Source organism: Pedobacter sp. JCM 36344 (assembly GCF_046546555.1).
In the GTDB taxonomy this organism is placed as follows: domain Bacteria; phylum Bacteroidota; class Bacteroidia; order Sphingobacteriales; family Sphingobacteriaceae; genus Pedobacter.
The window spans coordinates 198,758-215,440 of sequence record NZ_JBKHKK010000006.1 but is presented as its reverse complement, the minus strand read 5'-3'; the positions used below and the strand labels follow the sequence as shown (position 1 = coordinate 215,440).

General features: G+C 38.0%; 17 protein-coding genes and 1 pseudogene. 15 read left to right on the top strand and 3 right to left on the bottom strand.

All coding sequences use genetic code 11. The features are described from left to right. Nucleotides 1–485 precede the first annotated feature (485 nt). Nucleotides 486–907: pseudogene (locus tag ACHFIZ_RS08140) on the bottom strand (SDR family NAD(P)-dependent oxidoreductase). A 280-nt stretch (nucleotides 908–1,187) separates the two neighbouring features. On the opposite strand from ACHFIZ_RS08140, the gene ACHFIZ_RS08135 reads away from it, so the two are divergent. The 15 genes from ACHFIZ_RS08135 (at nucleotide 1,188) to ACHFIZ_RS08065 (ending at nucleotide 13,598) form a co-directional block, all read left to right on the top strand. Next, nucleotides 1,188–1,883: an HAD family hydrolase gene (locus ACHFIZ_RS08135; RefSeq protein WP_410884668.1), complete on the top strand. Its 696-nt coding sequence runs from the start codon at nucleotides 1,188–1,190 to the stop codon at nucleotides 1,881–1,883. After that, nucleotides 1,880–2,716, top strand: coding sequence for a phosphoribosyltransferase family protein (locus ACHFIZ_RS08130; protein WP_410884666.1), 837 nt, complete (start codon nucleotides 1,880–1,882; stop codon nucleotides 2,714–2,716). The genes ACHFIZ_RS08135 and ACHFIZ_RS08130 overlap by 4 nt, the downstream gene beginning before the upstream one ends. A gap of 1 nt (nucleotide 2,717) precedes the next feature. Then, on the top strand, nucleotides 2,718–3,272 hold the full coding sequence (locus ACHFIZ_RS08125; protein WP_410884664.1) for a TerD family protein: 555 nt from the start codon (nucleotides 2,718–2,720) through the stop codon (nucleotides 3,270–3,272). A 4-nt stretch (nucleotides 3,273–3,276) separates the two neighbouring features. Then, entirely contained in the window at nucleotides 3,277–3,891 is a 615-nt protein-coding gene (locus ACHFIZ_RS08120; RefSeq protein WP_410884662.1) for a TerD family protein, read from the top strand. A 29-nt stretch (nucleotides 3,892–3,920) separates the two neighbouring features. Next, nucleotides 3,921–5,018 (top strand): toxic anion resistance protein, encoded by a 1,098-nt coding sequence (locus tag ACHFIZ_RS08115; RefSeq protein ID WP_410884661.1) that lies wholly within the window; start codon nucleotides 3,921–3,923, stop codon nucleotides 5,016–5,018. 8 nt (nucleotides 5,019–5,026) lie between these two features. After that, nucleotides 5,027–5,989 (top strand): hypothetical protein, encoded by a 963-nt coding sequence (locus ACHFIZ_RS08110; RefSeq protein WP_410884659.1) that lies wholly within the window; start codon nucleotides 5,027–5,029, stop codon nucleotides 5,987–5,989. 44 nt (nucleotides 5,990–6,033) lie between these two features. Then, the gene (locus ACHFIZ_RS08105; protein ID WP_410884657.1) at nucleotides 6,034–7,029 is read left to right on the top strand and encodes a TerC/Alx family metal homeostasis membrane protein; all 996 of its coding nucleotides are present in this window, start codon (nucleotides 6,034–6,036) and stop codon (nucleotides 7,027–7,029) included. Nucleotides 7,030–7,083: 54 nt separating this feature from the next. Next, the gene (locus ACHFIZ_RS08100) at nucleotides 7,084–7,290 is read left to right on the top strand and encodes a cold-shock protein (RefSeq protein ID WP_410884655.1); all 207 of its coding nucleotides are present in this window, start codon (nucleotides 7,084–7,086) and stop codon (nucleotides 7,288–7,290) included. A gap of 70 nt (nucleotides 7,291–7,360) precedes the next feature. Next, nucleotides 7,361–8,185 carry an NAD-dependent epimerase/dehydratase family protein gene (locus tag ACHFIZ_RS08095; RefSeq protein WP_410884653.1) on the top strand — a complete coding sequence of 275 codons (825 nt, stop codon included), beginning with the start codon at nucleotides 7,361–7,363 and terminating at the stop codon, nucleotides 8,183–8,185. A 58-nt stretch (nucleotides 8,186–8,243) separates the two neighbouring features. Beyond that, nucleotides 8,244–9,632: an MBL fold metallo-hydrolase RNA specificity domain-containing protein gene (locus tag ACHFIZ_RS08090; RefSeq protein WP_410884651.1), complete on the top strand. Its 1,389-nt coding sequence runs from the start codon at nucleotides 8,244–8,246 to the stop codon at nucleotides 9,630–9,632. Nucleotides 9,633–10,054: 422 nt separating this feature from the next. Continuing rightward, the gene (locus ACHFIZ_RS08085) at nucleotides 10,055–11,107 is read left to right on the top strand and encodes an OmpA family protein (RefSeq protein WP_410884649.1); all 1,053 of its coding nucleotides are present in this window, start codon (nucleotides 10,055–10,057) and stop codon (nucleotides 11,105–11,107) included. A 158-nt stretch (nucleotides 11,108–11,265) separates the two neighbouring features. Next, a complete protein-coding gene (locus ACHFIZ_RS08080; RefSeq protein ID WP_410884647.1) occupies nucleotides 11,266–11,445 on the top strand; it encodes a hypothetical protein in 180 nt (59 codons plus the stop codon). A gap of 56 nt (nucleotides 11,446–11,501) precedes the next feature. Continuing rightward, nucleotides 11,502–11,984 carry a YMGG-like glycine zipper-containing protein gene (locus ACHFIZ_RS08075; RefSeq protein ID WP_410884645.1) on the top strand — a complete coding sequence of 161 codons (483 nt, stop codon included), beginning with the start codon at nucleotides 11,502–11,504 and terminating at the stop codon, nucleotides 11,982–11,984. A gap of 161 nt (nucleotides 11,985–12,145) precedes the next feature. Next, nucleotides 12,146–12,535 (top strand): two-component system response regulator, encoded by a 390-nt coding sequence (locus tag ACHFIZ_RS08070; protein WP_410884643.1) that lies wholly within the window; start codon nucleotides 12,146–12,148, stop codon nucleotides 12,533–12,535. Continuing rightward, nucleotides 12,516–13,598, top strand: a complete 1,083-nt coding sequence (locus tag ACHFIZ_RS08065; protein ID WP_410884641.1) for a sugar transferase — start codon at nucleotides 12,516–12,518, stop codon at nucleotides 13,596–13,598. The genes ACHFIZ_RS08070 and ACHFIZ_RS08065 overlap by 20 nt, the downstream gene beginning before the upstream one ends. 13 nt (nucleotides 13,599–13,611) lie before the next feature. On the opposite strand, the gene ACHFIZ_RS08060 is transcribed toward ACHFIZ_RS08065, so the two are convergent. Beyond that, on the bottom strand, nucleotides 13,612–15,750 hold the full coding sequence (locus ACHFIZ_RS08060) for an OmpA family protein (RefSeq protein ID WP_410884639.1): 2,139 nt from the start codon (nucleotides 15,748–15,750) through the stop codon (nucleotides 13,612–13,614). Nucleotides 15,751–15,753: 3 nt separating this feature from the next. Further along, nucleotides 15,754–16,683, bottom strand: a complete 930-nt coding sequence (locus tag ACHFIZ_RS08055) for a type IX secretion system membrane protein PorP/SprF (protein ID WP_410884637.1) — start codon at nucleotides 16,681–16,683, stop codon at nucleotides 15,754–15,756.

The window sequence follows — 16,683 nt, the reverse complement described above, 5'->3', positions numbered from 1 at the left end:
TTAAAAACAATAATTTACATAATTTAACGATCTGCATATACTAAGGTTTAAAACGAACATAAAATTCGATGCTTGCATCGAAATAGTTACGCCTTTTTTAAATGGTTTAAACAATGTTGATAACTGGAAAGTTGATACTAACCATCCGGATAAACTGCTGAGCATAGAAACAGGTGAACCACTAAACCCGAAAGAAGTAATCATGCTTTTGAATCAGATTGGATACCATGCTGAAAAGATCTAATCTTTAGGGAAATCTGCAGCAAAAGTAGTTTCCTGGCAAGTGTCAAAATCCTGGGTTAATTCATCTAGTTTTTTGCGAGCGTTTTTAAGTGCTGCAGCTCCAAGAAGTGAGAGTAATGGTAGGTTTGAGGATTCTAAAGCCTTAATAATAACTTTTGCAGTTCTAACCAGATCCCCTGATTGGTTTCCACTTTAAGCGCGTATATTCTCTTTGTTTTGTCTGGCTGTCTTTTTATAATCTTCTATAATACTTGCTGCTTCATTGGCTGATCTTCCTGTCCAATCTGTACGAAAACGTTAATATCTAATGGCTTAACTTCTTTAGCTAATGCTTCAGAGAAACCGTCAACGGCAAATTTCGTTGCATTGTAGTAGGCCAGCGCTGGAAATCCGACAAGGCCTCAATGGAAGCGACCTTGATTATATGACCACTTCTCTGTTTCCGCATTATTGATAATATGGCCTTTGCAATGTCAGTCAGTCCAAAGAAGTTTATATCAAACATTCTTCTGGTCTCGGCGTCATACCTTTCTTCTACAGCGCCAAAGTATCCAATTCCTGCATTATTTACCAGAACATCTACACGTCCAAAGATCTCCGAAATCTGTCTTACCGCGTTAGAGATATCATCTGATTTTGTAACGTTCGAAGCGAGGGGAATCACTGTGTCAGGATAAGAATTGACAATGTCCTTGATATCCTAAATGTTTCTGGACGAAACAGCGACATTATGACCGAGAGCCAATGCTTGATTTGCAAATTTACGACCGAAACCTGTTTAGCATCCTTTGATTAACCATGTTTTATTAAATATATCATCTTCCATAAAACAGAACAAATTTCTTAACAATTAGTTGACGTGAAGTAATCTTATCTTTGGTATCCCGCCTATAAATTCGTAACATTATGCCAAAAAAAAATACTAACTGGAAAGCTACTTGCTAATGCCAAACTTTAAACATTACTCATTTGATCTTTGGCTTACATTAATCAGGTCCAATCCTGCGTTCAAAATTGAACGTGCTAAATATTTTCATGCCAACTATAATTCCTTCGGTAAATCATTGGAAGAGGTAACTGCGATGTTTAGAAATGTGGATCTTATGGTTAATAGCATCAACGAGAAATCGGGCTTGAACATTGATGCTGAGGAAATGTATCTAATGGTAATTAGCATCATCAATAACTATAGTACAGACTTCTCTGCTTTAGACGTAAACGAATTGTACCTCAGTATGGAAACGCTTTTGCTAGAAAACATGCCGGTTATCTATTGCTCAGAAAGTCTAGGTGTGCTGCATCAGTTAAAAGAATCGGGGAATAGCACTGTCAGTCTCTTGAGCAACACTGGATTCATTAAAGGCATAACCTTAAGAAAGATTCTGCAGGAGTTGAAAATTGATCAGGCACTGGACTTTCAGCTTTACTCAGATGAGGTGAGGATGTCAAAGCCTAGTCCTAAGTTCTTTCAGTTAATGCTCGATACTATTGATAAGAAAAAGCATTTATCAATCGACCCTCATGAAGTCCTTCATATCGGCGATAACCCAATAGCGGATTGCATGGGCGCTGAGTCACTTGGTATAAAGTCGCTTTTAATTAATTCTAATCACCTAAAAATACATCATTTACTGTTATGATCCCCTACAGCTACTCCCTGTATAAAATTGATAATGGTATCAATTTTGGTTTTAATCCAGACGATTATAGTCGTTTTAAATTTGGCGATGACCTGGTCGCAAAGACTTTTGGGAAGTCCCTTGCCGATGGTTTTATTAAAGATTTTCTGGAAGACAGCGCTTTGAACGATCAGATTGTAGTTATTTCCAGCCCGTACTGTTTCATTCCGACGGCAACCTTCGCCATGAAGAATTACTTTGTTTATCAGCTTAATCATTGGCTCGCCGAGAATAACAAGCCAGTTGTACAGGAAGCCAAGATTCACAGAACTATTACTTATAAAGAAGATTACGGAGAATTGAATGCGGTAGACAGGCTGAAATTAATCGGCAATGACTCATTTCACATTGATAAGGATTTTCTTAAGGACAAAGTTCTTTTTTTTCTTGATGATATCAAGATAACGGGCAGTCATGAAAAGATGATTCTCAAAATGGTTAAAGAATACGGGCTAACCAATAGTATTTTTATGCTTTACTTTGCAGAACTAGTAAACAATGATATTCATCCCAATATTGAAAATTATTTAAACTATCATCAAATAAAGACTGTTTCTGATCTCGATGCAGTTGTGAAAAGTGGTAGTTTTTGTTTTAACACTAGGATTGTTAAATATATATTAAATTGCGATTTCAACAGTTTTCAGTCTTTTTTGGAACAGCAGACTGACGACTTTATTCGAAGTTTGTACAATCTTTCACTAGGAAATAGTTACCATACGATTGAGAGCTATTCTGAGAATTTTAATTTTTTAAAAAATTACATAACTAATAGAAACTATAACCTGATATAATATGGCTATTAACTTACAAAAAGGGCAAAGAGAAAATATTGATGCTCCTAAATTTACGATAGGACTGGGCTGGGATACCAATAGCTCAAGTACAGGTAGTGCTTTTGATTTGGATGCTTCGGTTTTCATGTTGAATGAAAATAAGAAACTGGTTTCAGACAATCATTTGGTTTTTTATAATAACTTGAAATCACCTGACGATGCTATAGAGCACACTGGAGACAACCTCACTGGTGATGGCGATGGCGATGATGAACAGATCAAGGTAGATCTCACAAAGGCCGACGCCAAAGTTGCAGAGATTTGTGTTGTGGTAACCATTCATGATGCTGAAGGTAGAAGACAAAACTTTGGACAAGTTAGGAATTCATTTGTACGTATCTTTGATGCATCAACAAACGAAGTACTTCTTAAATATGAATTAGAAGAAGATTTCTCTATTGAAACTGCAGTCGAATTTGGAAGGATATATAAACGTGAAGGCAAATGGAAATTTGAAGCCGTCGGAGTGGGAATGAAAGGCGGTTTGCAGGATTATTTAAACAAATATCAATAATATCATGGCAATTAATCTTCAAAAAGGGCAGCGCATAAGTTTGGAAAAAACTAATGGTAGCAAGCTTCAAAATATCTGTGTAGGCATTAACTGGGGAGCTATTGAAAAGAAAGGTATGTTTGGTTTCGGTAAAACGAAAGAAGCAGTTGACCTTGATGCTAGCTGTGCATTGTATGGTGACGCAAAAAATCTTTCAGAAGTGATCTATTTCGGTAATCTTAGTTCTAAAGACGGTGCAGTTAGACACAGCGGTGACGATTTGACTGGTGATATGGGCGGAGATGATGGGTTAGACAATGAGGTCATTACCCTCGATTTTTCAAGGTTAAACAGCAGCGTAAACTACGTCGCCTTTGTTCTGAATAGCTTTAGAGGTCATGATTTTGGTGCCATTCCTTTTGCTTCTATCAGGATTTATGAAGGCACTCCTAAACTTGTGAACGAAGTATTTGCCAAATATGACATCGCTAACGGAGCAGGTTTCGCTGGTCACGTATCTATGGTACTGGGTGTTTTCTATAAGAAAAATGGGGAATGGAAATTCAATGCAATCGGTGAACCTACGAAAGATAAAAAGCTCGAAGAAACAGTCAAAACAGTAACACAAAGCTATCTTTAAGGTCTAAATACCTGATATTACACCAGATTATGGAAACAAACGCTAATGAAAGTCAAACCATCACTCCAGTAAAGCTAGATAAAGATGGCAACGTTAACCTCACATTGATTACTCCTGAAGAGGAAACAAAGTATAAAGAAATTGGTAAGTCGCTGGAACCATCTGACGTCAATTCAATTCTAAACTATGGCTCTGACGCCCAGAATTCTATGGAGAAATACAGTAATGATTTTCTTTCTTCTGTGCGAACCTATAATAGCGGAGAAGTTGGTGGGCTGATCAATGAACTGCTTACAGAACTAAACTATATAGATGTAGGTGAGTTGGAACAAACTGGTTTCAAGGGTTTTCTGTCAAAAATTCCTTTCGTTAAAAATTTTGTTGTTGATGTCAAGAAGCTATTTCAAAAATACGACGTTGTAATCAATAATGTCGACAAGATCACTAATAAGGTTAAGGCAGGAAGGTTAAACTCTATCAAGGATAATAGTTCGCTACAAACTATGTTTGATAGCAATGTTGGCTACATCCACCAGATGGAGGAGCTAATTATCTCTGGGCAAATTAAATACGATGAGTTGACTATAAAACTTGCGGAAATGGAAGGCCGGCCTGCAGATTATCAAGATTATGAGATTGCAGATCTAAGAGATTATATTAGTCGTCTTGACAAAAGGCTAGCTGATATGAAAATCGTTCGTTTCATTATGCTACAGTCGCTTGCTCAAATCAGGATAGTACAAAATAACAATACATCCATTGCTGAGAAAGCCCAATCTATTGTGTCAACAACTATCCCGGTATGGAAAAATCAGCTAACGCTTGCTGTGGCGCTTCAGAGACAGAAGGCAAATGTGGAGATGCAGAAGAAAATTTCTGATACAACAAACACTATTCTACAGAAGAATGCGGATATGCTCAAGCAAAATAGCATTGATGTGGCAAGAGAAAATGAGAAAACAGTTGTTTCCATTGAAACCCTAAAGATGACTACTCAATCTCTAATTGACACACTTAACGAAGTTAAGCAAATCCATGAGGCAGGTGCTCAAAGCAGAAGAGTTCTGGATGGGGAATTGAAGACTTTAGAAGCTGAGCTTAAAAAGAACGTTACCCGAGTTAATTAACAGCTTAGATGGATGAACGCCATGCAAATATTTTAAAAGCTTCAAGCACAGAGATTAGCCGTTTACAGCTACTCTCTGTTTTTTTTGCAGAAGAAACACTCTATAAAATATTCTTGCGTAGTCAGGTTATCCATCAAATGTTCGACAATAATGAGGACCTTGATATCGATAAGCTTGAGATTTTCCATATTCAGTTTACAGTTAGTTTGATAGAGTTACTGCGAAAAATCAAAAAAAGTAACGAGAATAATGTCAGCTTGATCTATGATGAAATCACGCTGAATAAAGAGCTGATTGAGAAGATAAGTAATTCTGTTTTCAATGAGAAAAACTTTAATCTGGACAAGCAACAGCAATCGTTGAAAATCAATCAATCTTTGCGGAAATTATTCCGCGTACTATCTGACGATACAGAAGAGTTCCCTTTTTCTAAAAATATTAATTCTTTCGGTTCCAGATATGCGGGCGACTTTTACTTTGACATTACCGCTGATCAGCTAGGTGTGCTAATCGACTTTGATCCGAAGGATATGTATATGGGCAGCCATGCGAGTATTCAAAAAAAGCTTATGGGGCAATTGTGTAAATATGATTTTAAGACAGCGTTTTATTGCGGTTTAAAATCGGGACAACTTATTGTGGAGGTTTATAAATTTGTAGAGCGTGAGCGGTACTTTCTTTTTCTTCCAAGCAGAAATTTGTTTTTGTTCTGTGAACTAGCAGAATTAAAAGGTATAGATTTCAATAACAATCAGAGTGAGAAGGGAAGAATCATCCAGGAACTTTCCTACAAGAATGACACACTGACAAGTAGCGCCGCCGCTTTAAAAAGCTATATTCCCGCAGAAATCATTTTGTTGTTAAAAGAAGACTATAGTAAGATTTCAGATATTAATTTCCTGGATCACCTGAATAACTACGATGTACAGGCTAATATTTTAAAAGCAATGCTGAAAACCGATCTTTTTTAGCATTTTTGGCCAATAAAACTAGAGCCTAAAATAAACTATTAATAATGGATAACAATTTAATCAATCACCCTGGGGTTATAGTGGCCTTTGCCGTTTTGGTACTAGTCATGCTATTATTGGATTTAGGGGTTTTCAACAAAAAAATACATGCAGTAAGCAGCAAAGAAGCTGTTATATGGTCGGTGGTATGGATTTCCTTATCGATGGCATTTAGTGGCGTGATCTATTACGTTTCAGGATTTGAGAAGTTCACGCAATTTCAGTCGGCATACTGGATTGAAAAAGCTTTGTCGGTGGATAACCTCTTTGTCTTCATACTGGTATTTGGATTCTTTAATGTGCCTAAGGAGCTTCATCATAAGGTGTTGTTTTGGGGGATTATAGGAGCGTTGATTTTCCGAGCTATCTTTATCTTTGCAGGAGTTGGTTTAATCAATCTCACGTATTTGCCGGCTATGACAATTTTCGGGCATTCCATTCAAATTAATGTGGTGATGCTCCTATTTGGATTATTTCTGATCTATGCAGGTATAAAATCAGGCGTTAGTACTGATGACGATGATGAAGAGAAGGATTTCAGTAAAAGTGCAGGCGCACGCTTGATATACAAACTTTTTAAAGTGAGTAAAGAGTTCGACGGCGGCAATTTTTTTACCGTACAGAACGGTGTAAGAATTGCGACGCCATTATTAGTAGTGGTAGCTGTTATTGAGTTCACGGACGTTTTGTTTGCTGTAGACTCAATTCCAGCTATATTTGCAATAGCTCCAGATGATCCGTTAATTTTGTACACATCGAATATTTTTGCAATCCTTGGACTGAGAGCATTGTATTTTTTGTTAGCAAATTTCATTCATATGTTCAGTCTTCTAAAATATGGATTAGCGGTTATTCTGACATTTATTGGGATAAAAATGGTTATCGCGCCCTTTTATCACATATCTTCTCCACTCTCATTGTCTATCGTGGGAGGGGTGCTGGTTATCTCTGTTATCGCATCCTTGTTGTTTGTACCTAAGGAATCTGTGGAAGAGAAATAGCTTTGATGTTAAAAACCAATTCATTAAATTCACAACGAAATATACTAGAATACTATGCGTACAACAGGAAAAGTTAAATGGTTTAATTCTGCAAAAGGATTTGGTTTTATAACTCCCGAACAGGGAGGTAAAGATATTTTCGTGCACTTTTCGGCAATCGCAGGCGATTCATTCAAGGAATTGGCTGAAGGTGACAGTGTAGAATTCGAAATGAATGAGGGTAAAAAAGGTCCCGAGGCTTCAAATGTAACGGTTCTGTAAATTATTCAAATTTTAATAAAAAAGGGGTATGCTCAGCATTATCCCTTTTTTATTAATCTAAATCTAAAAAATGAATAGTAAAATAAGTATTCTAGGCTGTGGGTGGTATGGGTTCGCCTTGGCAAAAACTCTAGTTTCTAAAGGCTATTCCGTGAGTGGTTCCACAACAACTGAAATCAAAATTTCTCTCCTGGCGCAAGAAGGAATAAATCCTTTTCTTATAAATTTCGAGTTAGAACAGAACTATTTCGGCAGTTTTTTTTTTGAATCAGACGTGTTGATTATTTGTTTGCCACCTAAACGACATTCAGGCGAGCATACAAGTTATCCAAAAAAGATTAGGAAAATTGCCGATGCTGCTCAGCTAGGTAAAGTAAAAAAAGTTTTGATGATCAGCTCAACGTCGGTATATGCCGATGTAAATCGCGAAGTAACAGAAGGAGAGATCCCAGAGCCAGATACGGAATCAGGGATTGCCATTTTGGAGGCTGAGCAAATAATTGAAAGTTATAAATCTTTTTGTTCAACTGTGCTTCGTTTCGGTGGACTAATTGGCCCTGGTAGAAACTTAGCTAAGTTTTTTTCTGGTAAATGCAACATTGCTAACGGACTTGCGCCCGTGAATCTTCTTCACCTTGAAGATTGCGTTCAACTTACAGAACATATTTTAAACAGCGATGCTTTCGGATACACATTCAACGCTTGTTCACCAGATCATCCCACAAGGATGGATATGTACACAAAGGTTGCGGAAATTAGTGGTTTGGAAAAACCTCATTTTCTCCCAGAGCTCAGCAAATGGAAACTAATCAATGGAAACAAGGTTTCTACCCAACTAAATTATAAGTATCTGGTAAACAATTGGTCAGAATTTCTAGGCCAAGATAAGTTATAAATTAGGAGTCGGCTACTCAATAAAATATTAACTTGCTTTATAATACGATAGCCTATATATGAAATTAACGATTTGGGGAGCAGCTCAGCAAGTAACAGGTAGCATGCACCTTTTACAATTTGAGAAGTATAATGTGTTGATTGATTGCGGATTGGACTATGAAAAAGACACTTATCAGGAGGAAAATCAACATTTCCCCTTTGATCCGATCGAGATCGATCTTGTAATTTTAACACATGCCCATATTGACCACTCTGGAAATTTACCCACGTTGGTTCGAATGGGGTTTGAAGGCCAAATACTCTCGACCCCACCAACAGCTGATCTCACTGAGCTGTTGTTATTAGATTCCGTGAATATTTTTCTTAGTAAGCAACATAAACATTCCAAAGGTAGGAATAGGAGATCATCTGGTCCACAACCCCTTTATCTTCATAAACATGTGAACGAGACAATGGAACGTTTCGTCACTATTGCCTTCCATAAGGATTTCAAAGTTAACGAGCAGCTTTCAGTTACCTTTATCCCTGTTGGACATCTTTTGGGAGCGGCGGCAGTTGTATTGACAATTAAAGATGGAGAAGAACTGAAGAAAATTGGATTTACCGGTGACATAGGTAGAAAAAATTATCCTGTTTTAGTCAACCCAGAGCAGATTCCACAGGTTGACTATTTAGTTGCCGAATCCACTTATGGTGGACGATTACATAGTGCAGATACAAATCTACAAGATAAGTTAGTAGAGACCATTAATGAGACCTGTGTGAAATTTCCTGGCAGATTAATTATACCTGCATTCAGCATCGGTCGGACGCAGTCTTTGGTCTACTCATTAAATAGGATCTTCAGCGAGGGATTGCTTCCTCCGGTTAGAATATTTGTCGACAGTCCCCTTGCCAGTTTCGCAACTGACATTTATAGGAAGTATCAGCACTTATTGAACGACGAGTCTCAGGACTTTTACCGACGTAAAGGAGATGAGTTTGAATTCGACGAACTTTCGTACGTGCAAGACAAAAGAGAGAGTCTTTCAGTTTCCAATTACCATGAGCCTTGTATTATTATTTCTTCAGCGGGGATGCTGGAAGGGGGAAGGATTCAAGATCATCTATATTATAATATCCAAAACTATTATTGTACCATTCTTTTCATAGGTTACTGCGCTAAAGGTACCCTTGGAAACCGGCTGTTGAGAGGAGATTCAATTGTACGTTTAAGAAATCGGGACCTTATGGTTTATGCTACGATTAAACAAACGGATTTATTGAGCGGACATGGAGATCATAATGATCTAGTAAACACCGTAAAAACTCAGGATCCGAAGAAGATCAAAAAAGTCTTTCTTGTTCATGGCGAAATTAAAAGTATGACAACTCTTTCTGAGGCATTAGCGAAAGAAGGATACTCAGTCGAAATGCCTTTAAAGGGTGTTGGTTACGATATTTAGTTTTTAAAACTAAATATCGTATTAAATACTATACAATTCCATGCTTATAAAATCACGATTTATCTCATTTTAGTTACAATTAATCATACAGGTAGAGCATTGATTCGTAAGGAAATTATGTCAGATAGTTTTTCTCTGTTCGCTTTCTCAAAATTATTACGTACTGCACTTCGTTCAATAATACGAACGTTTATATTTAAATACGATAAGATGAAATCAAGATTTACAAAAGCGGCAATGTTATTTTCCTTAGTAGGGTGATCGTCGCAATTATTTGCATAAGATGATGCAAAAGACTCGGGCGATAGATTCTCGAGAAAGGATTTCCGTACTTGGTCAATTGGACTAAATGGAGGTATGTTAACGCACTTCACTCCGTTTAATAACAGAACTAACGGTGACTTTAACACGCCATACGAAGCTTGGAGTTATGGTGGATATATAAAAAACAGACTTTACCAGGATTTGGTGTTCAAGCAGACTTTCTTGCTGGAAAAGTTGAGGGTGGAAGACCAAATGCAGGTATACCTGCTAACGCACGATTTACTTCAACAATTGACTGGTCCGCCGCAGTACTCGCAAACATGAGCTTAAACCAGAAGAGAAATGTTTTGTCTCCGTATTTGACCGCTGGTGCTGGTTATATGTCATCAAGTGCCAATACAAATGCAAGTAATGGTGCAAACACTGGATTTGGAGAAAACTGGTTCGTTCCAATTGGTGCTGGTTTTAAATTAGGAGTTTTAAAAGGAGTCAATATCGACTTAGGTTACACTGTAAACTTCATGAAAGATAGAAACTTCGATGGTGTAAATAGCCTAGCTAATGATAGGTTCTCGTATGCTCACTCTGGTGTTGAGATAGCTTTAGGCAGAAAAGGAACATCACAATTACAGAATTACAGTGCTATTGCAGCATTACGTGAAGCAAGTGCTGCGGAAAGTGCTGAATTGAAAAGACAATTAGCGATGTCAGAAGAGGCTGCTCGACGAGATAGAGAGGCTCTTACTGCTAAATATGCTCAGGAAATGGGTGACGACGATGGTGATGGGGTAGCAAACAAGTTTGATAAATGCCCAGGAACAGATGCGAATACAGTTTTAGACGGGGCAGGATGTGCATTAAAAGTACCAGCACAGATTGTTAGAGAAAAAATTGTAATCACTAAAGCAGATCGTAAAGTAGTTGATGAAGCGATAAGAAATTTAGAGTTTGACTTAGGAAAAGCGACTTTACGCTCGACTTCAAATTTAACACTCGATAGAGTAGCAGCGCTTTTGGTAGAGAAAAATTTTAGCTTGAAACTTGCTGGTCATGCAGATAATGCAGAATCTGTTAAAACTTATCTAGTTTCTCAAGGCGCTAATGCATCTATAATCGAGGCTACTGGATACGGATTTAATCAACCAATTGCAAGTAACAAAACAGCAGACGGTCGTCAGAAAAACCGTCGTGTTGAGTTTACTTTATATTAGTACAAACCCGTGGTACTGAATTAGGTTCAAAAGTACGCAATACACTTTTAGGTGACACATAATAAACTGAGCCTGTATCCAAACCGATGCAGGCTCAGTTGTTATTACCAAACTTAACATCAGCTTCTTTGTTAGTTAAACATATCAAAGACACTACTATGGAAACTTCAAAACAACCGTTAAAAAATTATCCAGAAATAAAGATCGACGAGAGACTCAATCTTGGCCTCGACGCTGACCAGTCTTCTGATGAGCAGAACAATCAACATAACAGTGACAACGATCAGGTATCGGGTAATGGGAGTATTCAAGTTTATTCGCCTCTAGACGATAAATAGGAAGTTTGGCATCATTTTTTCTTACAGGTAGGTATTACATATCAAACTACAAGAACATGAAACAGATATTTTCAGTATTAGGAATCGCGGTGATGCTTTCAGCATGTACCTACAATGCAAAGAAGGAAGAAGCAGCGAAGCAACAAGCAGTCGCAGCAATTAAAGATAGTTTGAAATTAGACAGCTTTAAACGGACTGAGACAGAGCGCGTAGCTCTAGCAGCAAAACGGGTCGAAGACGAAAGGGTAGCAGCAAGAGTAAGGGAAGAAAAACGCGAACTGTTACTTGCAGAACGTAATGAAGCGGCTCCGGCACCTAGAACTTACAGCCAATCCGAGACTGCAACTAGAAAAAAAGGATGGAGTTCTGCAGCAAAGGGTACATTAATTGGAGCTGGGGCAGGCGCTTTGGGTGGCGTGCTCATTGATAAAAAGGATGGTAGAGGTGCAATCATAGGCGGACTTGCTGGCGCTGGTGCGGGATACTTAATTGGACGCGATAAAGACAGAAAATCTGGCAGAGTAACACCAAAAAACTAATTTCAGCACCTAGTTTTTCATAAAGAGCTATTTAATCAAATAAATAGCTCTTTTTTTGCGCTCTTTTTTAGTTAAAGTTTTTTTTGCAATTCAACTTGTTCAAATATTTCGTATGTTCGTTACAGATTAAGTGGAACCTATTACGTGCTTAAATAATTCGAATGGCTAAGAAACAGATATTAGTTGTGGATGATGAAGTTAGCATACTTAAGTTGTTGAATTTTGTCCTGGCTAATGATTATGATCTGATCATTAAAAATAGTGGAGTAGAGGCGCTAACATGGTTAGAAGAGGGGAATTCTCCTGCTTTAATTCTCTCAGATTTGGAGATGCCATACTTTGATGGTAGTTCATTTATTCATAACCTAAAAATCAGTGGATTCTATCGTGATACTCCAGTGATTATACTCTCCGGAGCCATTAATCTGGAAGAGCGTGTCTCTCAGATGCCGTTTAAACTTGATGCATATATTCCAAAGCCTTTTAATCCCGTGCAGCTAAAAGAAGCCATTTCAAATGTTTTCAAAAAATATGAGACCGTTGGAAACTAAATACACTATGCAAAACAGTCAACATTCCATAGCACTACTCTTTTCTTCTCCTACATTTGAATCGGACCTTTTACCACAGCTTTGTTCTAACTTCGCCGTACACGCCGAGTCTAATGTTAGTTCACTTGAAAGCTATTTGAAAGAACAATCTTTATTTAGCTTGCCAGATGTAATTCTTCTCGAAGTTGATGATGAACTAAGGTGTTTTGATTTTGTGAGAATGTTAAAAGGCAACGCCTTGTTGAAAGGGCTTGTTATCATTCTGTTAACTAAAGATAAGAAAGATGGCATCCGAAAGTTAGCTATGGATCATAAGGTTAATGACCTCTATGTTTATCCTATACCTGTAAAGGATCTTTGTGAGCGTGTTATTTTTCTTGTCAAATTTAAGTTGATCAAACCTCAACTTGCAGATTTATCTAAAATTGATTATAGCTATAAAATCCCTGTATTTAAGCGGGTATTTGATATCGCAGTTTCTGGCTCTGCCTTGCTAGTACTTTCACCATTATTTTTAGTTGTTGCGGCGGTTATTGCAATTGAGTCAAAAGGGCCTGTAGTCTTCAAAAGTAAAAGAGTGGGTACCGGTTATAGAGTGTTTAATTTTTATAAATTTAGATCTATGCGATCTGGAGCAAGTGACGAATTGAAAGACCTTGGTGATCTGAACCAATACAAGGGGGAAGATGCATCAAAAAGTGTTTTTGTTAAACTTAAGAATGATCCGCGCATCACTAAGTTCGGCGAATTTATAAGAACGTACTCAATTGATGAGCTCCCTCAGCTGTTTAACGTCTTAAAAGGCGACATGTCTCTAGTAGGTAATAGGCCCTTACCATTATATGAAGCAGAAATGCTGACCTCAAATGAATGGACTATGCGATTTTTGGGGCCTGCTGGCCTGACTGGTTTATGGCAAGTGAGTAGGAGGGGTAAGGCGGATATGTCAGAACGTGAACGCAAAAGACTAGATAACTTTTATGCCCAAAATCATTCTTTCTGGCTGGACTTAAAAATTTTGATGAAAACCTTGCCTGCGGCAGTACAAAAAGAAAAGGTCTAAAACCTTGGTTATATTATTTGTCATCGCAATTTTGTCTGGTAATATTGACACCATTTAAAATCACATCAAATTCTGTGCGTCTGTTTAATTGTTGATACTCTTCAGGACACGCAACGCCATCATAACACCTGTTGACCAATCTTGTTTTACCGTAGTATTCTACTTTAACTCGTGAAGAAGATATTCCTCTTGCCACTAGGTAGCTCTTAGATTCCTCAGCTCTTCGCAATGATAAACTTCTATTGTAGGCTTCAGATGCACGGCTATCACAATGACTGGAAGTGATCACAGTAATCTCAGGATACTTATTCATCATTACAACTAATTCGTCTAGTGCTGGTTTAGCATCTTGTCGGACGTAAGATTTGTCCAGGTCATAATAGATTTTCTGAACAGCGAAGATGCGTTTTAGCGAATCACAATTGTTCAATACATACTGCTGTATGTTTTCAGTTTTAAATAGATAAAGGTCTCGTTTAATGACGGTATCCTTTTCTATCCCAATCGAGGAAACAAAACTAATCTGATTAACATAGCCCAGTTTCTGTGCCGTCAGTTCGTAGTCCATTTCTAAAGGCAATTCTCTAGAGAATTCAGCTTTCGCATTGGTACGTAAAGTATCAGTTCCATCGAGGTGACGCATTAAGAGGCGACTACCAGAAAGAGGGAGTTTCGTTCTACCATCTCTAATAGTTCCTTGAAATAGGACAACATGAGATGATTTCTTGAAGCTGTAAATATCGTCATTCCCTCTGCGATTAGAGCTCAAATATCCTGATTTACCATCAGCCGCTCTAATTAAACCAAAGTCATCTTTAGATGTGTTAATTGGAGACCCCATGTTCTTAATATCTCCAACTGGTTTCATTTCCTTCATTTGGACTTCAAAAACATCCAAACCTCCCAGACCAACGTGGCCTGTTGAGGCGAAGAATAAGTTGCCCTTTTGATCAAGGAAGGGGAACAGTTCATTTCCTTCGGTATTTATCTTTTTACCAAGGTTTACAGGTCTTGTCCATTGTCCATTTCCAGAACGTACACAGTAATATAAATCAGAGCCCCCGTAACCACCTGGCCTGTCTGAGGCAAAGATCAAGATTGTTCCGTCTTTATTCAAAGCAGGGTGTCCGGTAGAAAATTCGTCACTGTTGTATGGGAACTCAGTAATCCTACCTAGGTCATGGCCTGATACTGTATACATTTTAAGCTTATTTACGCCGTCCGCACTCGTTCTCGTTGTGCCCTTGTAATAGTTGTTACGTGTAAAAATGATCGATCCGTCCGGGAAAACAGCTGCAGAGCCATCATGGAACTTCGAATTCAGTGCACCCTTTAATAATGATAGGTTTAAATTCTTTTCAAGAAGAAGAGCCATTGTATCGCGCTCTAATGAGTTGTTGTAGTTTCCGATCGTCTTGGTGTCATTACTTGTAGGCGCTGTATCATCATCATTAAACCTATAGTTCTTATCATTTTTGCTTCCAGCGACGGACATTAGGCTATCTGGATCAATTACCTTAATTTCTTTTAATGTTGGAATGGTATAAAGTTTAGAAAAAGGAGTGTTATCCCATTGAAAGATACGTCTGGTGAATTTTTTGGTAGAGCGGTTGCTAGTAAATATAAGGCCGTCTTTGTAGTAAATGGGGGAATAGTCAGATCCTTGCGAATTCAAATTGGTAAATCCTACCTTCCAATTGCCCAAGTTCTTGCTCAATTGATTTAGGTTAGAGGTAGAGAAGGCTGCTGCGCGCTTATCCGTTGGTATCAATACATAGTATTTTCTGTACAAAGCTTCCGAACGTTCATACTGTTGATTATTAGCTAATGCTTCAGCATAATAAAGGAACCATTCAGGTTTAGCGGAGGGCTGTTTAGTTAGTTTTTCATACCAATACATCGCCTCTTCATAGTTTTTGATCATTTTAAAGCTGTAAGCGATCATTTCCTGAGCTTTAAAATTTGACGTATCTGTGCTAAGGATAGGGCTTAATTCTTTGATGGCAGAAACATACCTCAAAGAATTGAATTCAGCAGTAGCTCTTGTTAGATCCGCCTCTTTTTTAGTCTGGGCAAACACAGTAATTACTGCGAATACACAAATAAAATAAAGAGTGGCTAATGCCTTATAGATTATTGAGTTCGTCATCATATTTTAGAAGTATCTGGGAGATAATATTTTACCACTACTGAAGCCAAATTCATACCTGAGCATTATTTCGTGACTACCAGAGTTGAAGTTCCTAAGTGCGGTGGTGCTATAGTCATAGCTATAACCTACTCTGATCTGAGGGGTGGCTTGAACCTCAATCAACCCGGCTACATCGGCATTGGTTCTATATTGAGCACCTATACCAACAATATCTTTTATCCAAAGTGTAGCGTTGATATCCCCTTGTATGGGTGCACCATTGACTCCCTTAATAAGAAATGAAGGTTTGAATTTAAAATCATCACTCAGATCAAATACATAACCACTAGAGAAAAATAAGTGCATGGCTTGAGTTTGTCTAAAATCTAAATTATTAGTAGTGTAATTGGTAAGCCTATTTTTTACCAAATCCTGAACTGATAGTCCGATGAAAAACCTGTCCGAATTATAATAAATTCCGGTACCAAAGTTCAACAGTAATTTATTAACATTATATGCAAATGCAGGGTCGTAAGTATTGGTATTTAAATTAACGCTATTATAATCAGCGCGAAACTGATTAACACTACCTTGTAACCCAAAAGCGAGCGTTCCCTCATTTAATCTTATCCGGTAAGCGGCACTAACCACTGCACCAGTTGTTTGAGTCACACCTAGTTTGTCTGAAAATAGCTGCAAGCCCACGCCTAATCTCTTCTCAAGAAGAGGAGCATCCAGAGTTAGCGTTCCTGTTCTTGGAGCACCATCAATACCCGTCCATTGATTCCTGAAAAGGGCTGTAGCTGAGGTAACATTCCTGCTCCCAGCATATGCCGGATTGATGGCAAGTGTGTTAAACATATATTGGGTGTACATGGCATCCTGCTGGGCCTTTACACTTAATGAGGTCACTAACAAGCAGCCAATAAGTATGATTTTATTTATTCGTTTCAT

Bases quoted from the DNA above. Each gene is read 5' to 3' on its own strand.
- ACHFIZ_RS08115 (WP_410884661.1), top strand. From the start codon at position 3,921: ATGGAAACAAACGCTAATGAAAGTCAAACCATCACTCCAGTAAAGCTA.
- ACHFIZ_RS08080 (WP_410884647.1), top strand. From the start codon at position 11,266: ATGGAAACTTCAAAACAACCGTTAAAAAATTATCCAGAAATAAAGATC.
- ACHFIZ_RS08090 (WP_410884651.1), top strand. From the start codon at position 8,244: ATGAAATTAACGATTTGGGGAGCAGCTCAGCAAGTAACAGGTAGCATG.
- ACHFIZ_RS08100 (WP_410884655.1), top strand. From the start codon at position 7,084: ATGCGTACAACAGGAAAAGTTAAATGGTTTAATTCTGCAAAAGGATTT.
- ACHFIZ_RS08055 (WP_410884637.1), bottom strand. From the start codon at position 16,683: ATGAAACGAATAAATAAAATCATACTTATTGGCTGCTTGTTAGTGACC.
- ACHFIZ_RS08075 (WP_410884645.1), top strand. From the start codon at position 11,502: ATGAAACAGATATTTTCAGTATTAGGAATCGCGGTGATGCTTTCAGCA.
- ACHFIZ_RS08120 (WP_410884662.1), top strand. From the start codon at position 3,277: ATGGCAATTAATCTTCAAAAAGGGCAGCGCATAAGTTTGGAAAAAACT.
- ACHFIZ_RS08065 (WP_410884641.1), top strand. From the start codon at position 12,516: ATGAGACCGTTGGAAACTAAATACACTATGCAAAACAGTCAACATTCC.
- ACHFIZ_RS08095 (WP_410884653.1), top strand. From the start codon at position 7,361: ATGAATAGTAAAATAAGTATTCTAGGCTGTGGGTGGTATGGGTTCGCC.
- ACHFIZ_RS08135 (WP_410884668.1), top strand. From the start codon at position 1,188: ATGCCAAACTTTAAACATTACTCATTTGATCTTTGGCTTACATTAATC.
- ACHFIZ_RS08105 (WP_410884657.1), top strand. From the start codon at position 6,034: ATGGATAACAATTTAATCAATCACCCTGGGGTTATAGTGGCCTTTGCC.
- ACHFIZ_RS08060 (WP_410884639.1), bottom strand. From the start codon at position 15,750: ATGATGACGAACTCAATAATCTATAAGGCATTAGCCACTCTTTATTTT.
- ACHFIZ_RS08070 (WP_410884643.1), top strand. From the start codon at position 12,146: ATGGCTAAGAAACAGATATTAGTTGTGGATGATGAAGTTAGCATACTT.
- ACHFIZ_RS08110 (WP_410884659.1), top strand. From the start codon at position 5,027: ATGGATGAACGCCATGCAAATATTTTAAAAGCTTCAAGCACAGAGATT.
- ACHFIZ_RS08130 (WP_410884666.1), top strand. From the start codon at position 1,880: ATGATCCCCTACAGCTACTCCCTGTATAAAATTGATAATGGTATCAAT.
- ACHFIZ_RS08125 (WP_410884664.1), top strand. From the start codon at position 2,718: ATGGCTATTAACTTACAAAAAGGGCAAAGAGAAAATATTGATGCTCCT.